Source organism: Pseudomonas sp. BN505 (assembly GCF_029873175.1).
In the GTDB taxonomy this organism is placed as follows: Bacteria; Pseudomonadota; Gammaproteobacteria; order Pseudomonadales; family Pseudomonadaceae; genus Aquipseudomonas; species Aquipseudomonas putida.
Map to the genome: position 1 here is coordinate 111,391 of NZ_SSOI01000013.1, position 16,781 is coordinate 128,171.

The 16,781-nt window shown below is 63.4% G+C and carries 15 protein-coding genes; 6 read left to right on the plus strand and 9 right to left on the minus strand.

What is annotated here, in order from left to right:
• Window positions 1-2: 2 nt before the first annotated feature.
• From E8E78_RS01350 to fdhD, 3 genes are all read right to left on the minus strand, one after another.
• Window positions 3-482: a glycine zipper domain-containing protein gene (locus E8E78_RS01350; RefSeq protein WP_016497564.1), complete on the minus strand. Its 480-nt coding sequence runs from the start codon at window positions 480-482 to the stop codon at window positions 3-5.
• Between the two features lie 195 nt (window positions 483-677).
• Window positions 678-3,023 (minus strand): FdhF/YdeP family oxidoreductase, encoded by a 2,346-nt coding sequence (locus E8E78_RS01355; RefSeq protein WP_049276049.1) that lies wholly within the window; start codon window positions 3,021-3,023, stop codon window positions 678-680.
• 5 nt (window positions 3,024-3,028) lie between these two features.
• On the minus strand, window positions 3,029-3,859 hold the full coding sequence (gene fdhD / locus E8E78_RS01360; RefSeq protein ID WP_049276046.1) for a formate dehydrogenase accessory sulfurtransferase FdhD: 831 nt from the start codon (window positions 3,857-3,859) through the stop codon (window positions 3,029-3,031).
• A 177-nt stretch (window positions 3,860-4,036) separates the two neighbouring features.
• On the opposite strand from fdhD, the gene lysM reads away from it, so the two are divergent.
• Window positions 4,037-4,477, plus strand: a complete 441-nt coding sequence (gene lysM, locus E8E78_RS01365) for a peptidoglycan-binding protein LysM (RefSeq protein ID WP_016497567.1) — start codon at window positions 4,037-4,039, stop codon at window positions 4,475-4,477.
• Window positions 4,478-4,527: 50 nt separating this feature from the next.
• Here lysM and yrfG read toward each other — a convergent pair whose 3' ends face one another.
• A complete protein-coding gene (yrfG, locus tag E8E78_RS01370) occupies window positions 4,528-5,190 on the minus strand; it encodes a GMP/IMP nucleotidase (protein ID WP_049276045.1) in 663 nt (220 codons plus the stop codon).
• A gap of 64 nt (window positions 5,191-5,254) precedes the next feature.
• Here yrfG and nudE point away from each other — a divergent pair, with 64 nt between their 5' ends.
• On the plus strand, window positions 5,255-5,821 hold the full coding sequence (gene nudE / locus E8E78_RS01375; protein WP_043200325.1) for an ADP compounds hydrolase NudE: 567 nt from the start codon (window positions 5,255-5,257) through the stop codon (window positions 5,819-5,821).
• Window positions 5,818-6,636 carry a 3'(2'),5'-bisphosphate nucleotidase CysQ gene (cysQ, locus tag E8E78_RS01380; RefSeq protein WP_274138323.1) on the plus strand — a complete coding sequence of 273 codons (819 nt, stop codon included), beginning with the start codon at window positions 5,818-5,820 and terminating at the stop codon, window positions 6,634-6,636. The genes nudE and cysQ overlap by 4 nt, the downstream gene beginning before the upstream one ends.
• Before the next feature lie 102 nt (window positions 6,637-6,738).
• Here the strand turns inward: cysQ and E8E78_RS01385 are convergent, their stop codons facing one another.
• From E8E78_RS01385 to rfbC, 4 genes are read right to left on the minus strand one after another with little or no spacing between them, the layout of a single operon-like run.
• Window positions 6,739-7,194 carry a YiiD C-terminal domain-containing protein gene (locus tag E8E78_RS01385; RefSeq protein ID WP_049276041.1) on the minus strand — a complete coding sequence of 152 codons (456 nt, stop codon included), beginning with the start codon at window positions 7,192-7,194 and terminating at the stop codon, window positions 6,739-6,741.
• A complete protein-coding gene (locus tag E8E78_RS01390) occupies window positions 7,194-8,600 on the minus strand; it encodes a sigma-54 dependent transcriptional regulator (protein ID WP_016497572.1) in 1,407 nt (468 codons plus the stop codon). The genes E8E78_RS01385 and E8E78_RS01390 overlap by 1 nt, the downstream gene beginning before the upstream one ends.
• Window positions 8,597-10,411: an ATP-binding protein gene (locus tag E8E78_RS01395; RefSeq protein ID WP_016497573.1), complete on the minus strand. Its 1,815-nt coding sequence runs from the start codon at window positions 10,409-10,411 to the stop codon at window positions 8,597-8,599. The genes E8E78_RS01390 and E8E78_RS01395 overlap by 4 nt, the downstream gene beginning before the upstream one ends.
• A 42-nt stretch (window positions 10,412-10,453) precedes the next feature.
• Window positions 10,454-10,999 carry a dTDP-4-dehydrorhamnose 3,5-epimerase gene (gene rfbC / locus E8E78_RS01400; RefSeq protein ID WP_049276040.1) on the minus strand — a complete coding sequence of 182 codons (546 nt, stop codon included), beginning with the start codon at window positions 10,997-10,999 and terminating at the stop codon, window positions 10,454-10,456.
• A gap of 278 nt (window positions 11,000-11,277) precedes the next feature.
• On the opposite strand from rfbC, the gene aguA reads away from it, so the two are divergent.
• Complete coding sequence (gene aguA, locus E8E78_RS01405) at window positions 11,278-12,384, plus strand: agmatine deiminase (RefSeq protein WP_016497575.1); 1,107 nt, start codon at window positions 11,278-11,280, stop codon at window positions 12,382-12,384.
• 184 nt (window positions 12,385-12,568) lie between these two features.
• Window positions 12,569-12,766: a hypothetical protein gene (locus E8E78_RS01410; protein ID WP_026034717.1), complete on the plus strand. Its 198-nt coding sequence runs from the start codon at window positions 12,569-12,571 to the stop codon at window positions 12,764-12,766.
• Window positions 12,767-12,897: 131 nt separating this feature from the next.
• On the opposite strand, the gene E8E78_RS01415 is transcribed toward E8E78_RS01410, so the two are convergent.
• Entirely contained in the window at window positions 12,898-14,973 is a 2,076-nt protein-coding gene (locus E8E78_RS01415) for a TonB-dependent siderophore receptor (protein WP_049276039.1), read from the minus strand.
• Window positions 14,974-15,447: 474 nt separating this feature from the next.
• Here E8E78_RS01415 and E8E78_RS01420 point away from each other — a divergent pair, with 474 nt between their 5' ends.
• Window positions 15,448-16,767 carry an OprD family porin gene (locus E8E78_RS01420; RefSeq protein ID WP_016497577.1) on the plus strand — a complete coding sequence of 440 codons (1,320 nt, stop codon included), beginning with the start codon at window positions 15,448-15,450 and terminating at the stop codon, window positions 16,765-16,767.
• The last annotated feature ends 14 nt before the right edge of the window (window positions 16,768-16,781 follow it).

Consider the following 16,781-nt stretch of genomic DNA (forward strand, 5'->3'; position numbering starts at 1 on the left):
CATCAGTCACGCCAGTGGCGCTTGTGCTTGCGGTGGCCGTAATGGCGACCACGGTCGTAGTGGCGACGATCGTCGTAGTCGCGACGGTAGCGGCGATCATCATGGCGCTCGTCTTCGTCGGCCTTGTTGCCCATGTAGTTACCCAGGGCGCCACCGGCACCACCGCCGGCTGCTGCACCAATGTAGCTACCGGTGGTGCCGCCCACCGAGCGACCGACCACGTTACCGCCTGCAGCGCCCAGCGCGCCGCCAATAGCGGCCTCGCCACGCTGGCGCTTGTCGGCGCCCAGGGCACCGCCGGCTGCGCCGCCCAGACCGGCACCAATGGCACCGCCCGTGCTACCACCGATGGAGTTGCCCACTACGGAGCCGAGTACCCCACCCAATGCGCCGCCAATGCCGGCCTCGGTATTGCCGCCTGCCATGGCAACGCCGCTGAGCAAGCTGAAAGACAACAACAAAATCGAGGAGTACTTCTTCATCAAGAGAGCCTCATAGGGATGACGAGGCGAATTTGAGGCTAAGCGGCGCGGCTGGCAACGGAAATCCGACGAGTAACACGAGTTGTACACAATTCGCTAAGTTACTGTATTTGCTGTGAAACTTTATCGATTTTCGGCTGTCTGAGGCCTTTATGACAAAGCCCTGAACCGCCATGGAACAGGGCTTTTTCGTTTCTACAGGATACGCCCGTCGTCCCGTGCCCGCTCCAGTTTGATGGCAATGAACTTCGATGTCGGCGTATGGCTGCCATCGCCAATGCTCTCCAGCGGCACCAGCGGGTTCACTTCGGGGTAGTACGCCGCTGCCTGCCCGGCCGGGATGTCGAAGGCCAGCAGGGTGAAGCCCTGCACCCGGCGCACATGCTCATCCCCCCACAGCGACACGATGTCGACCTTCTGCCCCGGCTGGAAGCCCAGGCGTATGATGTCGGCTTCGTTGGCGAACAGCACCTCGCGCTGGCCGCGCACGCCGCGGTAGCGGTCGTCCAGGCCGTAGATGGTGGTGTTGTACTGATCGTGAGAGCGCATCGACTGCATGATCAGGTCCGGCAGCTGGCCACTGGCGCGCACGCGCTCATCGAGCAACGAATCCGGCAGCAGGTTGGCCTTGAAGTTGGCGCGGCCGGTGCTGGTCTTCCATTCGCGACTGGCGGCGCTGTTACCCAGGTAGAAGCCGCCTGGGTGTTGCAGGCGCTGGTTGAAACCGCTGAAGCCGGCGATGGTATCGCCGATCAGGTCGCGGATGCGGTCGTAGTCGGCCACCAGCCAGTGCCAGTCCACCGGTTGCTTGCCCAGGGTCGCGGCGGCGATGCCGGCAACCACTGCCGGTTCCGAGCGCATTTGCGTCGACAGTGGCTTCAGCTGGCCGTTGGAGGCGTGCACCATGCTGAACGAGTCTTCCACCGTCACCGCTTGTGGCCCGTCGGCCTGCAGGTCGATGTCGGTGCGGCCCAGGCACGGCAGGATCAGCGCCTGCTTGCCGTGCACCAGGTGGCTGCGGTTGAGCTTGGTGCTGATATGTACGGTCAGCTCGCAATTGCGCAGTGCCTGTGCGGTACGCTCGGTGTCCGGCGTGGCCTGTGCAAAATTACCCCCCAGGCCGATGAATACCTTGGCTCGGCCATCGAGCATGGCGTGAATCGCTTCGACGGTGTTGTGGCCGTTGTGCCGGGGCACGGGGAAGCCAAAACGCTTTTCGATGGCGTCAAGCAGGGCCACCGGCGGGCGCTCGTTGATGCCCATGGTGCGGTCGCCCTGCACGTTGCTGTGGCCACGCACCGGGCACAGGCCAGCGCCGGGTGCGCCGATGTTGCCGCGCAGCATCTGCAGGTTGACGATTTCCTGGATGGTCGGCACCGAATGGCGGTGCTGGGTGATGCCCATCGCCCAGCACATGATCACCCGCTTGCCGCGACAGTACATGCGGGCGGCCAGCTCGATGTCGGCTAGGGCCAGGCCGGACTGCGCCTGGATGTGCTCCCACGGCGTGGCATCTACCACTGCCAGGTACTCGTCGACGCCATGGCCATGTTCGGCAATGAAAGCATGGTCGAACACGGCCGGTTCGCCTTTGGCCTGGGCTTCGCGTTCCCATTGCAGGGCGAACTTGGCCATGCCGCGCAGCATCGCCATGTCGCCGCCCAATGCCGGGCGGAAGAACGCGGTGTTGGTCGGCCGGTCACTGTTGGTCAGCATCTCCAGCGGGTTCTGCGGGTGCTGGAAACGCTCCAGGCCACGTTCCTTCAGCGGGTTTACGCACACCACCTGGGCGCCACGTTTCACCGCATCGCGCAGCGGGTCGAGCATGCGCGGGTGGTTGGTGCCGGGGTTCTGGCCCCAGACGAAAATCGTGTCGGCATGCTCGAAATCGTCGAAGGTGACGGTGCCCTTGCCAACCCCGACGCTTTGCCCGAGGGCCACGCCACTGGCCTCGTGGCACATGTTCGAACAGTCGGGGAAGTTGTTGGTGCCGTAGGCGCGCACGAATAACTGGTACAGGTACGCCGCTTCGTTGCTGGCGCGCCCCGAGGTATAGAACTCGGCCTGGTCAGGGTTGGCCAGCTTGTTCAGCTCGCGGGCGATCAGGGCGAACGCGGCATCCCAGCTGATTGGCAGGTACCGGTCGCTGGGCGCGTCGTAGACCATCGGTTCGGTCAGGCGCCCTTGGTACTCCAGCCAGTAGTCGCTCTGCTGCAGCAGCGAGGTGACGCTGTAACGGGCGAAGAAGGCGGCATCGACGCGGCGCTTGGTCGCCTCCCAGTTCACCGCCTTGGCGCCATTCTCGCAGAACTTGACCATGCCGCTTTCCGGCGAATCACCCCAGGCGCAGCCCGGGCAGTCGAAGCCGCCGTTCTGGTTGGTCTTGAGCAGCGCGCGAATGTTCTTCAGCGCGTTGTCGCTGCCGACCCAGGCCTTGGCCACGCTGCGCAACGCGCCCCAGCCACCGGCGGGGCCGTGGTAGGGCTTGTAGCGAGGGGGGGAGGCTGGGGCGTTGTCCGGGAGGTGCTGGTAAGAGGTCACGGCTGTTACGACTCCGCCGCCGGGCTGTAGACCCGCGGTGCGCTGTGCTTGGGCAGATGGATGAGGTTGAGGTTGTGCTTGCGTGCCCATTGCAGGGCAAGGCCGGTGGGCGCCGACAGGCTGACCAGGGTCTGGATGCCGGCACGCAGTACTTTCTGGATCAGCTCCAGGCTGCAGCGGCTGGTGACGATGGCCAGGCCGCCCTGGCTGTCTATGCCTTGGCGCAGCAGGGCGCCGATCAGCTTGTCGAGGGCGTTGTGCCGGCCGATGTCTTCACGGCCGAGCAGCAGCTCGCCATGGCGGTTCATGAACAGTGCGGCATGCACAGCCCCGCAATGCTGGCCCAGCGGCTGGAAGGCATCGATGCGTTCACGCAGGCCAACCAGCCACTGGGGCGGGGGCAGGGGCGCGCCTGGCAGTTCGGGCAGGTCCGGTAGCGCCTGTTCAAGCGCTTCGACCCCGCACAGGCCGCAACCACTGGTGCCGGCCAGCTGGCGGCGCTGGTTTTTGAGGTTCCAGAACGCCCGGCTGGAAATTTCCAGGTCGGCATACATTGCCGAGCCGCTGCCGGAAAGCTTCAGGTCGTAGATTTCTGCGGTGCCTTCGACAATGCCGCTGCCAACGCTGAAACCGACGGCGAAGTCTTCGAGGTCGGTGGGGCTGACCAGCATCACCGCCTGGTTGAGGCCGTTGTAGACAATGGCCAGGGCCACTTCTTCGGCCAGCGGGGTGCTGTCGCGTTGGGCGTCGCTGAGCTGGACGTAATCGTAGGTGTTGCTGGCGGCGGGCATGGACAAGGGCGATGATGCCGCGCAGACCGGAGGTTTGCTGTTCATCGGGGCGTTGAATACCGGCGGCTTTCTGATTGCACAAGCCTAGGCTTGCGGGCCGGCGGCGTCTAATCGCTAGGGTCTATGCCTTGATAGACCGTGTCGATTGGTCGCACAGGGGGCGGGAGTGGAAAAGCTGGCCTAGACTCGTGAGTCCGAGGTTTCGTCAACAAGGAGAGCGCAATGAGCCTGTTCAGTTTTGTGAAGGAAGCCGGCGAGAAGTTGATCGACCTGCTGACCCCTGGCAATGCCAATGCCGAGGAGCAGCTGAAAAAACACGTGCAAGACGTTGGCCTGGGCAACCCGAACATCACCGCCACTGTAGAGGGAGACACGATCACCCTCAAGGGCGAAGTGGCCAGCCAGGAAGAGAAGGAGAAGATCATCCTCGCAGCCGGCAACATCAATGGTGTGGCCAGCGTGGATGACCAGATCACCGTGACCGGGCCGGTTGTGAAGGCGGCACGGTTCGTTACGGTGAAAAAGGGCGACACGCTATCGGCCATTTCAGTCGTGGTTTATGGCAACGCCAACCAGTACAACAAGATTTTCGAGGCCAACAAGCCGATGCTGTCGCACCCGGACAAGATCTATCCGGGGCAGGTGCTGCGTATTCCTGACTGATTTCTGAAACCTGTACCGGCCTCTTCGCGGGTGAACCCGCGAAGAGGGCCTCATAGGCCTACCAATAATTCCCGGTAATCCTCGACCGCCGCAAACTCTTCGGTATCCCGCGGCCCTGCCTTGCTATCCGGCTGGCGCACCGCCAGCAGGTGCCCCACCCCAAATCGCTGTGCACTGCGCAGTATCGCCAGCGTGTCATCGATAAACAGGCTGCGCTCCGGCTCAAAACCGATGTCCGCCTGCAAGGCATCCCAAAACTGCGGGCTTTCCTTCGGGTAGCCATAATCGTGCGAGCTGATCAGCCGTTCGAAATACGGCGCCAGTTCCACCCGCTCCAGCTTCAGCGACAGCGAGTCGCGGTGCGCATTGGTGATCATCACCACGCGTTTGCCCGCCTTGCGGATTGCCGCCAGGAAGGTGTCGGCGTCTGGGCGCAGGGCGATCAGGTCGGCGATTTCCTGCTTCAGCTCCCGGATTGGCAGGCGCAGCTCGCGGCTCCAGAAATCCAGGCAATACCAGTTCAGCGTGCCGGCATTGCGCTCGAACAGTGGCTGCAGCTCCATTTCCGCCATGGTCCGGCTCACCCCGTGCAGCTCGGCATAGCGCTGGGGCAGGTGCTCCAGCCAGAAGCGGTTGTCGTAATGCAGGTCGAGCAGGGTGCCGTCCATGTCCAGCAGGACGGTATCGATGGCAGACCAGGGAATAACAGGCATGGGAAACTCTCGATCAGTCGGCTAGCCACGGTATAGTAACCCGTTCACGCCAAGGAGCCGCCCCATGCGCCAGAAACCCACCGTCCTCAGCCGCGAAATCGTCGCCAGCAGCCGCCTGTTCCGCGTCGAAGCCGTGCAATTGCGCTTCAGCAATGGCAATGAGCGTACCTACGAGCGTTTGGTGGGCCGGGGTAACGGCTACGGGGCGGTGATGATCGTTGCCATGCTCGACGCCGAGCATGCCGTGCTGGTGGAGGAGTACTGCGGCGGCACCGATGAATACGAGCTGTCGTTGCCCAAGGGCCTGATCGAGCCGGGCGAGGATGTGCTGGCGGCAGCCGACCGGGAGCTCAAGGAAGAAGCCGGTTTTGGCGCACGCCAGCTGGAGCACCTGACCGAGCTGTCGCTGTCGCCGGGCTACATGAGCCAGAAGATCCAGGTAGTGCTGGCCACCGACCTGTACGAAGAGCGCCTGGAAGGCGATGAGCCAGAGCCGATGCGGGTCGACAAGGTCAACCTGCGCGAGTTGTCGGCATTGGCCATGCACCCACAGTTCACCGAGGGCCGCGCCCTGGCGGCGCTGTACCTGGCCCGTGACCTGATGATCCAGCGGGGGCTGCTGGAGCTATGAACGACCTGCAACTGATGCACGAAGTGGTCAAACTGGCACTGATCGCAGGCGAGGCGATCCTGCCGTTCTGGCGTGCCGACGTGGCCGTGACCAACAAGGCCGACGATTCGCCGGTGACCGCCGCCGACCTGGCAGCGCACCGGGTGATTGCTGATGGCCTGCTGGCGCTGGCGCCGCACATTCCGGTGCTGTCCGAGGAAGACTGCAACATTCCGCTGGCCGAGCGTCAGGGCTGGAGCCGCTGGTGGCTGGTCGACCCGCTGGACGGCACCAAGGAGTTCATTGCCGGCAGCGAAGAGTTCACGGTCAACATCGCCCTGGTCGAAAACGGCGAGGTGGTGTTTGGCGTGGTGTCGATGCCCACCAATGGGCGCTGCTATTTTGGTGGGCGCGGCATGGGGGCCTGGCGTGCAGATGCCGGTGAGGCAGCCCAGCCGATCCAGGTACGCAACGCACCCGCGCAGGGCGAGCGTTTTACCGTGGTGGCCAGCCGTCGGCATTCCAGCCCGGAGCAGGAAGCGCTGATGGCCGGCCTTGGGGCTGCGGTGGGTGAGCTGGAGCTGGCCAATATCGGCAGTTCGTTGAAGTTCTGCCTGCTGGCTGAGGGCAGCGCAGACTGCTATCCGCGCCTGGCGCCGACTTCGCAGTGGGACACCGCTGCGGCGCAGGGTGTGGTGGAGGGGGCCGGTGGCGAAGTGATCGGGCTGGATGGCTTGCCGTTTCGGTATCCGCCACGTGAGTCGCTGCTCAATCCGTATTTCCTGGCGTTGCCTGCCAATGCTGCATGGCGCCAGGCCTTCCTGAAGCTGATCTGACGGATTTAACCGTACCCTGTGGGAGCGGGCTTGCCCGCTCCCACAGGAATTGCGCCAGTCTTTGGGTTGTGTGCCAGGCAGTTGCTTCAAGCGGCTGTTGGGCTAGCGGTGCAGCACGTACTGGCCGCTGAATTTCACTGCAGGCTCGTCACTTCCGGCATTGCTCACGGTGGTTTCCAACGTCAACCGCGCCCGCCCACGGCGCTGGTACATGGCCAGGAATCGCTCCCAGGTCTTGTCGTCGGGCGGTGCACAACGCGCCACCGCCGCGCCGGTAACCGGCAACGGATAACTGATCTGCCCTTCCTGGATGACGATATGCCCGTCATCGATCCCCAGCGCCCGCAGACGCAGGTGCAGCCAGCCCCAGCCCGCCAGCACGGCGGCGCAGTACAGGCTGCCGCCAAACATGGTGCTCTTGTGGTTGACGTTCGCCGCCAGCGGCAGTTGCAGGCGCAGGGTGTGCTGCTGCCAATCGATCACCTCCAGGCCCATTTCGCGGGTCAGGGGGATGTCGCTGTGCAGTACGGACTGCAGGTACTGGCTATCGGTGTTCATTAACGGTGGTCCTCTTGGTCGTCATGCCCGCCGCTGCCGCCGTCGAAGCTCAAGCTGTGCTTGCGCAGCTTGTCGTGCAGGGTCTTGCGGGGGATGCCCAGCGCCTCGGCCAGGCTGCGCATGGAGCTGTGTGGCTGGGCCAGTTCGGCCGCGATCAGCGAGCGTTCGAACTGCTCGACCTGCTCGCTGAGGTTGCCGCTCAGCACTGGCACAGCAGCTGCTGTCGCCGGCGGCGCCTGGCCGTCCAGGGCCAGCTCCAGGCCAAGGGCGAAACGCTCGGCGGCGTTTTGCAGCTCGCGCACATTGCCTGGCCAGGGGTGGCGCAACAGCACGGCACGCTGCGCCGGCTGCAAGGTGTGCGGGGGTAGGCCATGGCGCTGGCTGGCGGCGTCGGCGAAGTGCTGGAACAGCACCAGGATGTCATCGCCGCGCTCGCGCAGCGGTGGAATACGCAGCGGCGCCACGTTCAGGCGGTAATACAGGTCGGCACGGAAGCGCCCTTGGTCGGCGGACTGGCGCAGGTCTTCCTTGGTCGCGGCAATGATGCGGATATCCAGCGGGATCAGCTGGTTGCCGCCAAGTCGCTCGACCACCCGTTCCTGCAACATGCGCAGCAGTTTTACCTGTACATCCAGGCTCATGCTCTCGATTTCGTCGAGGAACAGCGTGCCGCCGTTGGCGAACTCGAACTTGCCGATACGGCGTTTTTGCGCGCCTGTGAAGGCGCCTGGCTCATGGCCGAACAACTCGCTTTCCACCACTGACTCGGCCAGCGCGCCGGCGTTGATCGCCACGAACGGGCCGTCGCGTCGGCTGGACAGGTCGTGCAGGGCGCGGGCCACCACCTCTTTGCCCGCGCCGGTTTCACCCAGTATCAGCACATCGGCGCGGGTGCCGGCCAGGGCACCGATCTGCTCGCGCAGGCGCAGCATGGACGGCGAATGGCCGACCAGGCGGGTGGCCAGTTGCTGGCGGTCGCTCAGTGCCAAGCGCAGGCTGCGGTTGTCCAGCACCAGGCGGCGCAGGGCCAGGGCGCGGCGCACGCTGTCGAGCAGGGCGTCTGTGGCAAAGGGTTTTTCCAGGAAGTCATAAGCCCCGGCGCGCATCGCCTGCACCGCCAGCGGCACATCGCCATGGCCGGTAATCAGCAGCACCGGCAGCTCGCTGTCGCGGCCGTGCAGTTGCTCCAGCAGTTGCAGGCCATCGATACCGGGCATGCGGATGTCGCTGACCACCACACCGGGCCAATCGGCCTCGATACGCTCGGCCAGGCCTTGGGCATCGGCCAGGGCGACTACCTTGAGCCCGGCCAGGTCCAGGGTCTGGCTCAGCGCCTGACGCAGGTGCGGGTCATCGTCCACCAGGATGACCTGGGCTTGGCTGTCGATCAGTGTCTCGGTGGTCATGCCGAGGAGTCCTCCGAATTGGGCAAAGTAGCGCCAGGCGCGGCCACGCGCAGCTGCAGGGTCAGCAGTGCGCCACCTTCCGGGTGGTTGGCCAGCAGCAGTTCACCGCCCAGGGCGCGCATCAGGCTTTCGCAGATGGCCAGGCCCAGGCCCAGGCCCTGGGTGCGGGTCTTGGTGGTGAAGAACGGCTCCTTGGCATGCTCCAGGGCCTGTCGGCTGAAGCCGGGGCCGTTGTCGCGGATGTACAGGTAGACGCAGTCATCGCGCTGCTCGGCACTTAGCCACAAGCGGCGCGGGTTGGCCTTTTCGGTCAGGGCGTCGAGGGCATTGGCCAGCAGGTTGCCGAGCACCTGGCGCAGGCGGGTTTCACCGGCCTGTACCCACAAGGTCGCCTCCGGCAGGTCGCGGATCAGCTCCACGGCCATCGCCCGGCGGCGCTTGGCCAGCAGTGCCAGGGCATCGTCCAGGGCGGGCTGCAAGGCCACGCTTTCCGGGGCATGGCGGTCGCGGCGCGCGAAGGCGCGCAGGTGGGCGATGATCGAGGCCATGCGCCCGGTCAGCTCGCCGATCAGCTTGAGGTTGCCGCGGGCGTCATCGGTGCGTTGGTGGTCCAGCAGGATTTCGGCGTTTTCCGCGTAGCTGCGGATGGCCGCCAGCGGCTGGTTCAGCTCGTGGCTGATGCTGGCCGACATGGTGCCGAGTACCGACAGCTTGCCCGCCTGCACCAGTTCGTCCTGGGCGCGCACTGCTTCTTGCTGGGCGTTTTCACGTTCCAGCACGGCATTTTTCAACCGTGTGTTCAGGCCTTCAAGGTCGGCGGTACGCTGGGCCACACGCTTTTCCAGCTCTTGGCGGCCACGGGCTTCGAAGTCGATGCGGTCGATGTAGTGGCGCCGCCGTTGCATCACCAGGCCGGCCAGCAGCATCAGTACCAGCAGCGTACCGGCACCGATGGCCATCACCGTTTGCACCGAGCGATCGACCAGCATGCGCGGCGCGAGGATGCTGACCTGCCAGCCGGTTTCCTTGATGTCGCGGGTCTGGGTGATCCAGGCGTCCGGGTTGAGCACCAGCGGTTGCGGGGCCTGGGTCGGGTAGGGCTGGATGGCGATGATGGCCTGGCGCTCGGCCTCGGTCAGCGTGCGGGTGGAGCGGAAGCGCCAGTCGGGCCGCGACGTCAGGATGACCACGCCGTTGTGGTCGGTCAGCAGCAGCTGCTCGGGGGTGCGGCCCCAGAGGGTTTCGGTGTGGTCGAGGTCGACCTTGACCACCAGCACGCCGACGATGCGCTCGCGGTCCCGCACAGCTGCGGCAAAGAAGTAGCCGCGCTTGGCCGAGGTAGTGCCCTGGCCGAAGAACCGGCCCAGGTGGCCGGCCATGGCTTCGTTGAAGTAGGGGCGGAAGGCGAAGTTGCGACCGACGAAGCTGTCGCGCTTGTCCCAGTTGGACGCGGCCAGGGTGTTGCCGCTGACGTCCATCAGGTACATCACCTCGGCACCGGTCTGCTGCACGATGTCCTTGAGCAGGCGGTTGGCGTTGGTCACCGCTTCCAGGCGGAACGGGTCGGCCAGCACGCCACGCAGCGCCGGCAGGTCACCGAGGATCTGCGGCAAGGTTTCGTAGCGGTGCAGGGTGCCGAGCAGGTTGGCGACGTACAGGTCGAGGGTCTGGCGGTTCTGCGAGGCCAGCTCTTCCTGGTAGTAGCGTTCGGCCAGGTGATGCAGGGGCCACAACAACGGAGCCAGGCACAGGGCCAACAAGGCCAGGCTGCGCCAGCGGGGACGGCGTGGGGGCGTGGGTTTTGCAATCATCACGTAAATGCGCCAGAAAAGTCTGGCGCAATTATGCGCTAGTTAAGGCAGCAGTTCCGCCTCTGCCAGTGGCAGGCCGAGCTTGTCCTTGTCCGACAGCACCGGTGGGTGCTGCAACCCCCAGTCGATGGCCAGTTGCGGGTCGTCCCAGCGGATGCAGCGGTCGGCGCCGGGGTTGTAGTAATCGGTGGTCTTGTAGAGGAACTCGGCCGATTCGCTCATCACCGCAAAACCGTGGGCGAAACCGGGAGGTACCCATAGCTGGCGGTGGTTGTCGGCAGACAGGTGCACGGCGACCCACTGGCCAAAGGTTGGCGAGCTTTTGCGCACGTCCACGGCGACATCGCGGATTTCCCCGTGTACCACCCGCACCAGCTTGCCTTGGGTGTTCTCGACCTGATAGTGCAGCCCGCGCAGTACACCCTTGATGGAGCGAGAGTGGTTGTCCTGCACGAACTCGGTGCGCACGCCAGTTTGCCGCGCGAACTCACGCGCGTTGAATGCCTCGAAGAAAAAACCACGGCTGTCACCGAACACCTTCGGCTCGATGATCAGTACTTCAGGGATTGCGGTAGGGATGATGTTCATAGTGGCTCGCTGGCCCGTTGCCCAAGTATTGACCCTAGTCGGCCGCGCTGGAATTTTCCGCATGCCGATGCAACAGGATGCATAAGGTGTGGCTATGGTAGACGTCAGACCGGTAGCGGCACCAGGCACGGCTTTGCATGATTCGATTGTTATCGATTTAATTGCGCCTAATTCGCGAGTCATTCCCGACTGCCGGGCTTCAAATATCGATATATATCGGTTATAAATTGGCAAACGCCCCAGCACACTCCGGCTCAGGGCCATCATAGAGGTCACCCATGAAAACCCTCAACTCCACGCCCCGTGCCGATGGTTTCCACATGCCCGCCGAGTGGGCCCCGCAAACCCAGGTGTGGATGGTCTGGCCGGAGCGCCCGGACAACTGGCGCCTGGGCGGCAAGCCGGCACAGGCTGCGCATGTGACCCTGGCCAAGGCCATTGCCCGCTTCGAACCTGTCACCGTCGCGGCCTCCGCCGGCCAGTACGAAAATGCCCGTCGCCAACTCGACCAGCCGAACATTCGCGTGGTCGAAATCAGCAACGACGACGCCTGGGTGCGTGATACCGGCCCAACCTTCGTCATCAACGACCAAGGTGAAGTGCGTGGTGTGGACTGGGGCTTCAATGCCTGGGGCGGCTTCGACGGCGGCCTGTATGCGCCGTGGAACCGCGACGAGGAACTGGCCGCCAAGGTGCTGGAAATGGAGCGCTGCCAGCGCTACCAAACCGAAGGCTTCGTACTTGAAGGCGGTTCGATCCACGTGGACGGTGAGGGCACCGTGATCACCACCGAGGAATGCCTGCTCAACCGTAACCGCAACCCGCACCTCAACCGCGAGCAGATCGAAGCCGTGCTGCGTGACCAACTGGCGGTCGACACCGTGGTGTGGCTGCCGGATGGCCTGTACAACGACGAAACCGACGGCCACGTCGACAACTTCTGCTGTTACGTGCGCCCGGGTGAAGTGTTACTGGCCTGGACCGATGATTCCAACGACCCCAACTATGCGCGCTGCCACGCGGCCATGGAGGTGTTGAAGAACACCCGCGATGCCAAGGGCCGCGAGTTCATCGTGCACAAGATGCCGATCCCAGGCCCGCTGTTTGCCACCGCTGAAGAGTGTGCCGGTGTCGATCAGGTGGCCGGCAGCCAGGAGCGAGACCCGTCGGTGCGCCTTGCCGGTTCGTACGTGAACTTCCTGATCGTCAACGGCGGCATCATTGCGCCAAGCTTCGACGACCCGGCAGATGCCGAAGCCAGAGCGATCCTGGCAAAGATCTTCCCTGACCACGAAGTAGTGATGATCCCTGGCCGCGAATTGTTGCTGGGTGGCGGCAACATCCACTGCCTGACTCAGCAGCAGCCGGCGCCGGTCAAGCGTTGAGCCCAGCGTGAATTAAAAAAAGGCCCGTCATTTGACGGGCTTTTTTTCTGGCGACACCCGGCGCCCAGGCTGGCATAGGTTTTGTATTGTTTTTCAATCAGATAGCTCGGCCGGGCCGCGCTCTCGGATCTGTAACATTACCTACGTAAATTAGCCGCTCACGGGCCAGGGAGTACGTGTAGACATGAACGCAGCAAGTGAGTCGGCTTTGCGCCCATCGGCAGTGAATCACCAGTCGCTCAAGGTTGTGGCGAAGTGGTTGAAACACCATGGAAGCATCAGGGTCAGGACGACCGACCCACGACGTCTGCTTGCCGGGCGCTACCCCCAAGGGCTGATCAGCGAAGCAGAAATGCAGGCGCTGATGGCGGTGTGGCACTGATCGAATTGGTATTTCTGTGCCGGCCTCTTCGCGGGTGAACCCGCTCCCACAGGTACTCCACATGTCTCGAAACCTGTGGTGACCCTGTGGGAGCGGCTTCAGCCGCGAAGAGGCCGGTACAGCAATAAAGATCAGAAGGTGTAGCTACCCGTGACCACCAGGCTACGCGGGTCCCCCACCTGAATCTGCGCCGCACTGGTCGCCGAGCTGTAGTAGGTCTTGTCGGCAATGTTGCTCAACGCCGCCCGCACATCCCAGTCATGGGTGCGGTACCCCGCCAGCGCATCCCAACGGCCATACCCTGGCAACACCGTGGTGTTCTGGTTGTCCGCATAACGCTCACCTACAAGCGTAACGCCGGTTTCGGCGTACCAGCCCAGCTCTGGTTTCCAGGTCACGAACAGGCTGGCGTTGCGCTTGGCCACATCGTTGATGCGGTTGCCTTCCTGGCCGTTGTTGTCCTTGACGATGATCGCATCCTGCAGGCCGATGCCGCCGCGTACATACCAGTTGCCGACGATGTTGCCGGTGGCCGTCAACTCGATGCCGCGCGAACGCTGCAAGCCGCTGAGCAAGATGTTTTCCGGGATGAGCGGGTCGCGGGTACGGCGGTTGTACAACTCCAGTTCGTAGATGGCCACCGTGGTGGTCAGGCGCTGGTCGAGCCAGTCGCTCTTCACCCCGATTTCCTTCTGGCGCGTTTCCTCCGGCTTGGTGTCGTTGGTGTTGCCCTGCGAACCCGGAGTAATGCCGATGAGGCCGCCGCCCACCGGCGAGAAGGTCTTGCTCCACGAGGCGTAGAACGAATGGTCACGCCACGGTGTGTACACCACGCCCAGGCGTGGGCTGGTGCTGTTGCTGTCCTGCGACTCGGACAGGTTGCGCACGTTGGTGGTTTCAACCTCGAACTGGTCGAAGCGCACCCCGGCAAGGATCTGCCATTGATCGTTCAGGCGGATCTGATCCTGCAGATAAATGCCGCGGCTATCGACCACCGTGTGGTTGTCACTCGACAGCACCAGGCGGCCGTTGTGCTGCTGGCTGCGGTTCGGTTGGCCCAAGCCCGGCAGCGGCTGGCTACCAGCGGTATACAGCACAGGGTCACGCTTCTGGTTGCCGAACTCCAGGCCCAGCAGCAGCTTGTGCTCCAGGCCCAAGGTGTCGAAATCGCCCTCGGCTTCCAGGTTGTTGAACAGGTTGCGGGTGTTCAGGTCCTGCTGCCAGCGCTGGCGGGTCAGGACATTGGTGCTGGCGTTGTAGCCCGTGACGTAGGTGTTGTCGAACTCGCTGTCGAGCTTGAACAGGCCCAGGGTATGGCGCAGCTGCCAGGTTTCGTTCAGCTGGTAGTTCAGGCGTGAGCGCAGGGACTGGGCGCGATCATCGATGTAGTCGCGCTGGTCGCCGTAGGTGGTGCTGCGGCTGACGTCGGCCGGGCGGCCATTCACCCCGGGGATGCCCCGGTCGGGCGTGCGGTTGTAGCGGCTGTATTCGTACTGCACCAGCCAGTTCAGGTCGGGGGTGATCTGCCAGCTGACCGACGGGGCGAACAGCTGGCGGCTGCCGTCGATACCCTTGCGGAAGCTGTTGTTGTCCTGGTTGCCCATGTTCAGGCGCAGGCTGACGGTGTCGCTGGGGTCGGCGCTGAGGTCGGCATACAGGCTGCGCAGGTCTTCGCTGCCGGCCTGTGCTTCGATGCTTGAGCGGCGCCCCTGCTCCGGAGCCTTGCTGACCCGGTTGACGATGCCGCCCTGGCTGCCACGGCCATACAGCACCGCCGCTGGCCCCTTCAGCACCTCGACCCGCTCGATGTTGTGCAGGTCGCGGATGTACTGGCTGTCGTCGCGAATGCCGTCCAGGTAGAAGTCGTTGCTGGCCTCGAAGCCGCGGATGCGCACGCTGTCAAAGCGGGTGTCGGCGCCGCTGCTTACGTTGGGGATCCCCTCCAGCGCCTTGCCCAGGGTGTTGTTGCCGTAGTCCAGCACATTGGCGGTTTTCACCGTGTCGATGGCCTGTGGCACATAGCGTACCGGCGTCGAGGTGCGGGTGGCGGTGCTCACCTCCTTGACGCGCGGGTTGTCCTTCTCACGCTCGCTGTCGGCGGTAACCGACGACTCTGGCAGCGTGGTGGTGGCGGCACTGGCCAGGCCGGCGCTGAACAGCAGCGACAGGCCAAGCGTCAAGGGGGAAAGGCGGCAAGGTACAAGCATGGACACATCCGGACCGGGCAGGTGAAAAATAAGGTGCGAATGGTAATGCTTGCTATTTGCTCTTGCTTGGGTATTTGTAAAGGGTTGTCTTTACATATGTGTCTCTTTGTAACAGCCTCTGCCGCCACGGTTTGCCTGCTCTCGGGAAATTGTCCGTTCGATCAAAAGGTAATTTCCCACACGAGATAAATTGCCCGCTGATAGCGCAAACCTGCATGGAAATGCACCAGCTCTGCCGATAATTTGGTTATATCAACCTGCATTTCACGACTTTTTGACATTTGTAATCGCACACGGCTAGGATTCGGCCAACGCCTGCTGGCCATTATCTTGGCCATGCTGCTGCCGAGGGCTGCCGTGGACTTACCGGCTGGCCCACCAGGCGGGATCCGCATAGCGTCGAACCTACGAAGGGGCGTTGGTTCCTGGCGTCATAGTGCAGAGCGTTTTTGATTAAGAAATAAGGAAAACAACATGTTGAAAACCAGGATCAGCCTGGTCGCCTTGGCGATGATCGCCGCGACCCAGGCACAGGCCAATGACCAGGCCGACAGCAAGGGCTTCATCGAGGACAGCCACGCCAACGTCCTTCTGCGCAACGCCTACATCAACCGTGACAAGAAGCACGGCACCGACGACCAGATCGAATGGGGCCAGGCGTTCATCGCCAACTTCTCCTCCGGCTTCACCCAGGGCACCGTGGGCGTCGGCGTCGACGCATTCGGCCTGTACGCCGTCCGCCTTGATGGCGGCAAAGGCCACAACGGTGGCGGCGGCGTCGACTTCTTCAAGCCGCACGAAACCACCAATGCCGAAGGCAACGCCAGCTCGCCGCACAACCTGGCCCGTGGTGGCGCAGCAGTAAAATTCCGCATTTCCAACACCGTGCTGAAGTACGGTGACCAGATGCCAGCTCTGCCAGTGTTGCAGTACGACGACGCGCGTCTGCTGCCAGAAAGTTTCACCGGTACCCTGATCACCTCGAAAGAGATCGAGGGCCTGGAACTGAACGCCGGCCGCTTCACCCAGGAAGCGCGCAAAAGCGCCGAGCGCCGTGACGGTGGCGGCCTGAAGTCGATCAACGTCTTCGGTGGTAGCTACAAGTTCACCGACAACTTCACCGCTTCGCTGTACACCGCAGACAACGAAGACGTGATGAAGAAGCACTACCTGGGCTTGAACTACGTCTTCCCGATCGCCAGCGACCAGTCCCTGACCCTGGACTTCAACGGCTACAAGTCGGACATCGACAGCAAGTACGTACAAGCCGCTGGCCTGAATGGCGACTCCAACACCATCTGGAGCCTGGCAGCCACTTACGCGTACGGTGCGCACTCGTTCACCCTCGCGCATCAGCGCAGCACCGGCAGCACCGGTTACAACTATGGCTTCTACCAGAACGCCGGTGGCGTGGGTGACGGTGGTTCGACCATCTACCTGGCCAACTCGTACTGGTCCGACTTCAACGCCGAAGACGAGCGCTCCTGGCAGCTGGGCTACGGCCTGGACTTCGGTGCCTACGGCATCCCGGGCCTGACCTACAAGCTGGCCTACGTGGTGGGTGACAACATCAACACCCGCAACGTCGCCAACCCGCAGGGCTTCGGCGAAGGTAAAGAGCGCGAGATCTTCAACCAGATCCGTTACGTGGTGCAGGACGGTCCCGCCAAGGACCTGTCCATCAAGCTGCGTAGCTCGTTCCTGCGTACCAACAATGCCGTGCAGCAGAACGGTTACAACGACGACGGCAACGAAGTCCGCGTATTCGTCGAGTACCCGATCAGCATCTTCTGATCCTGATCTGAAGC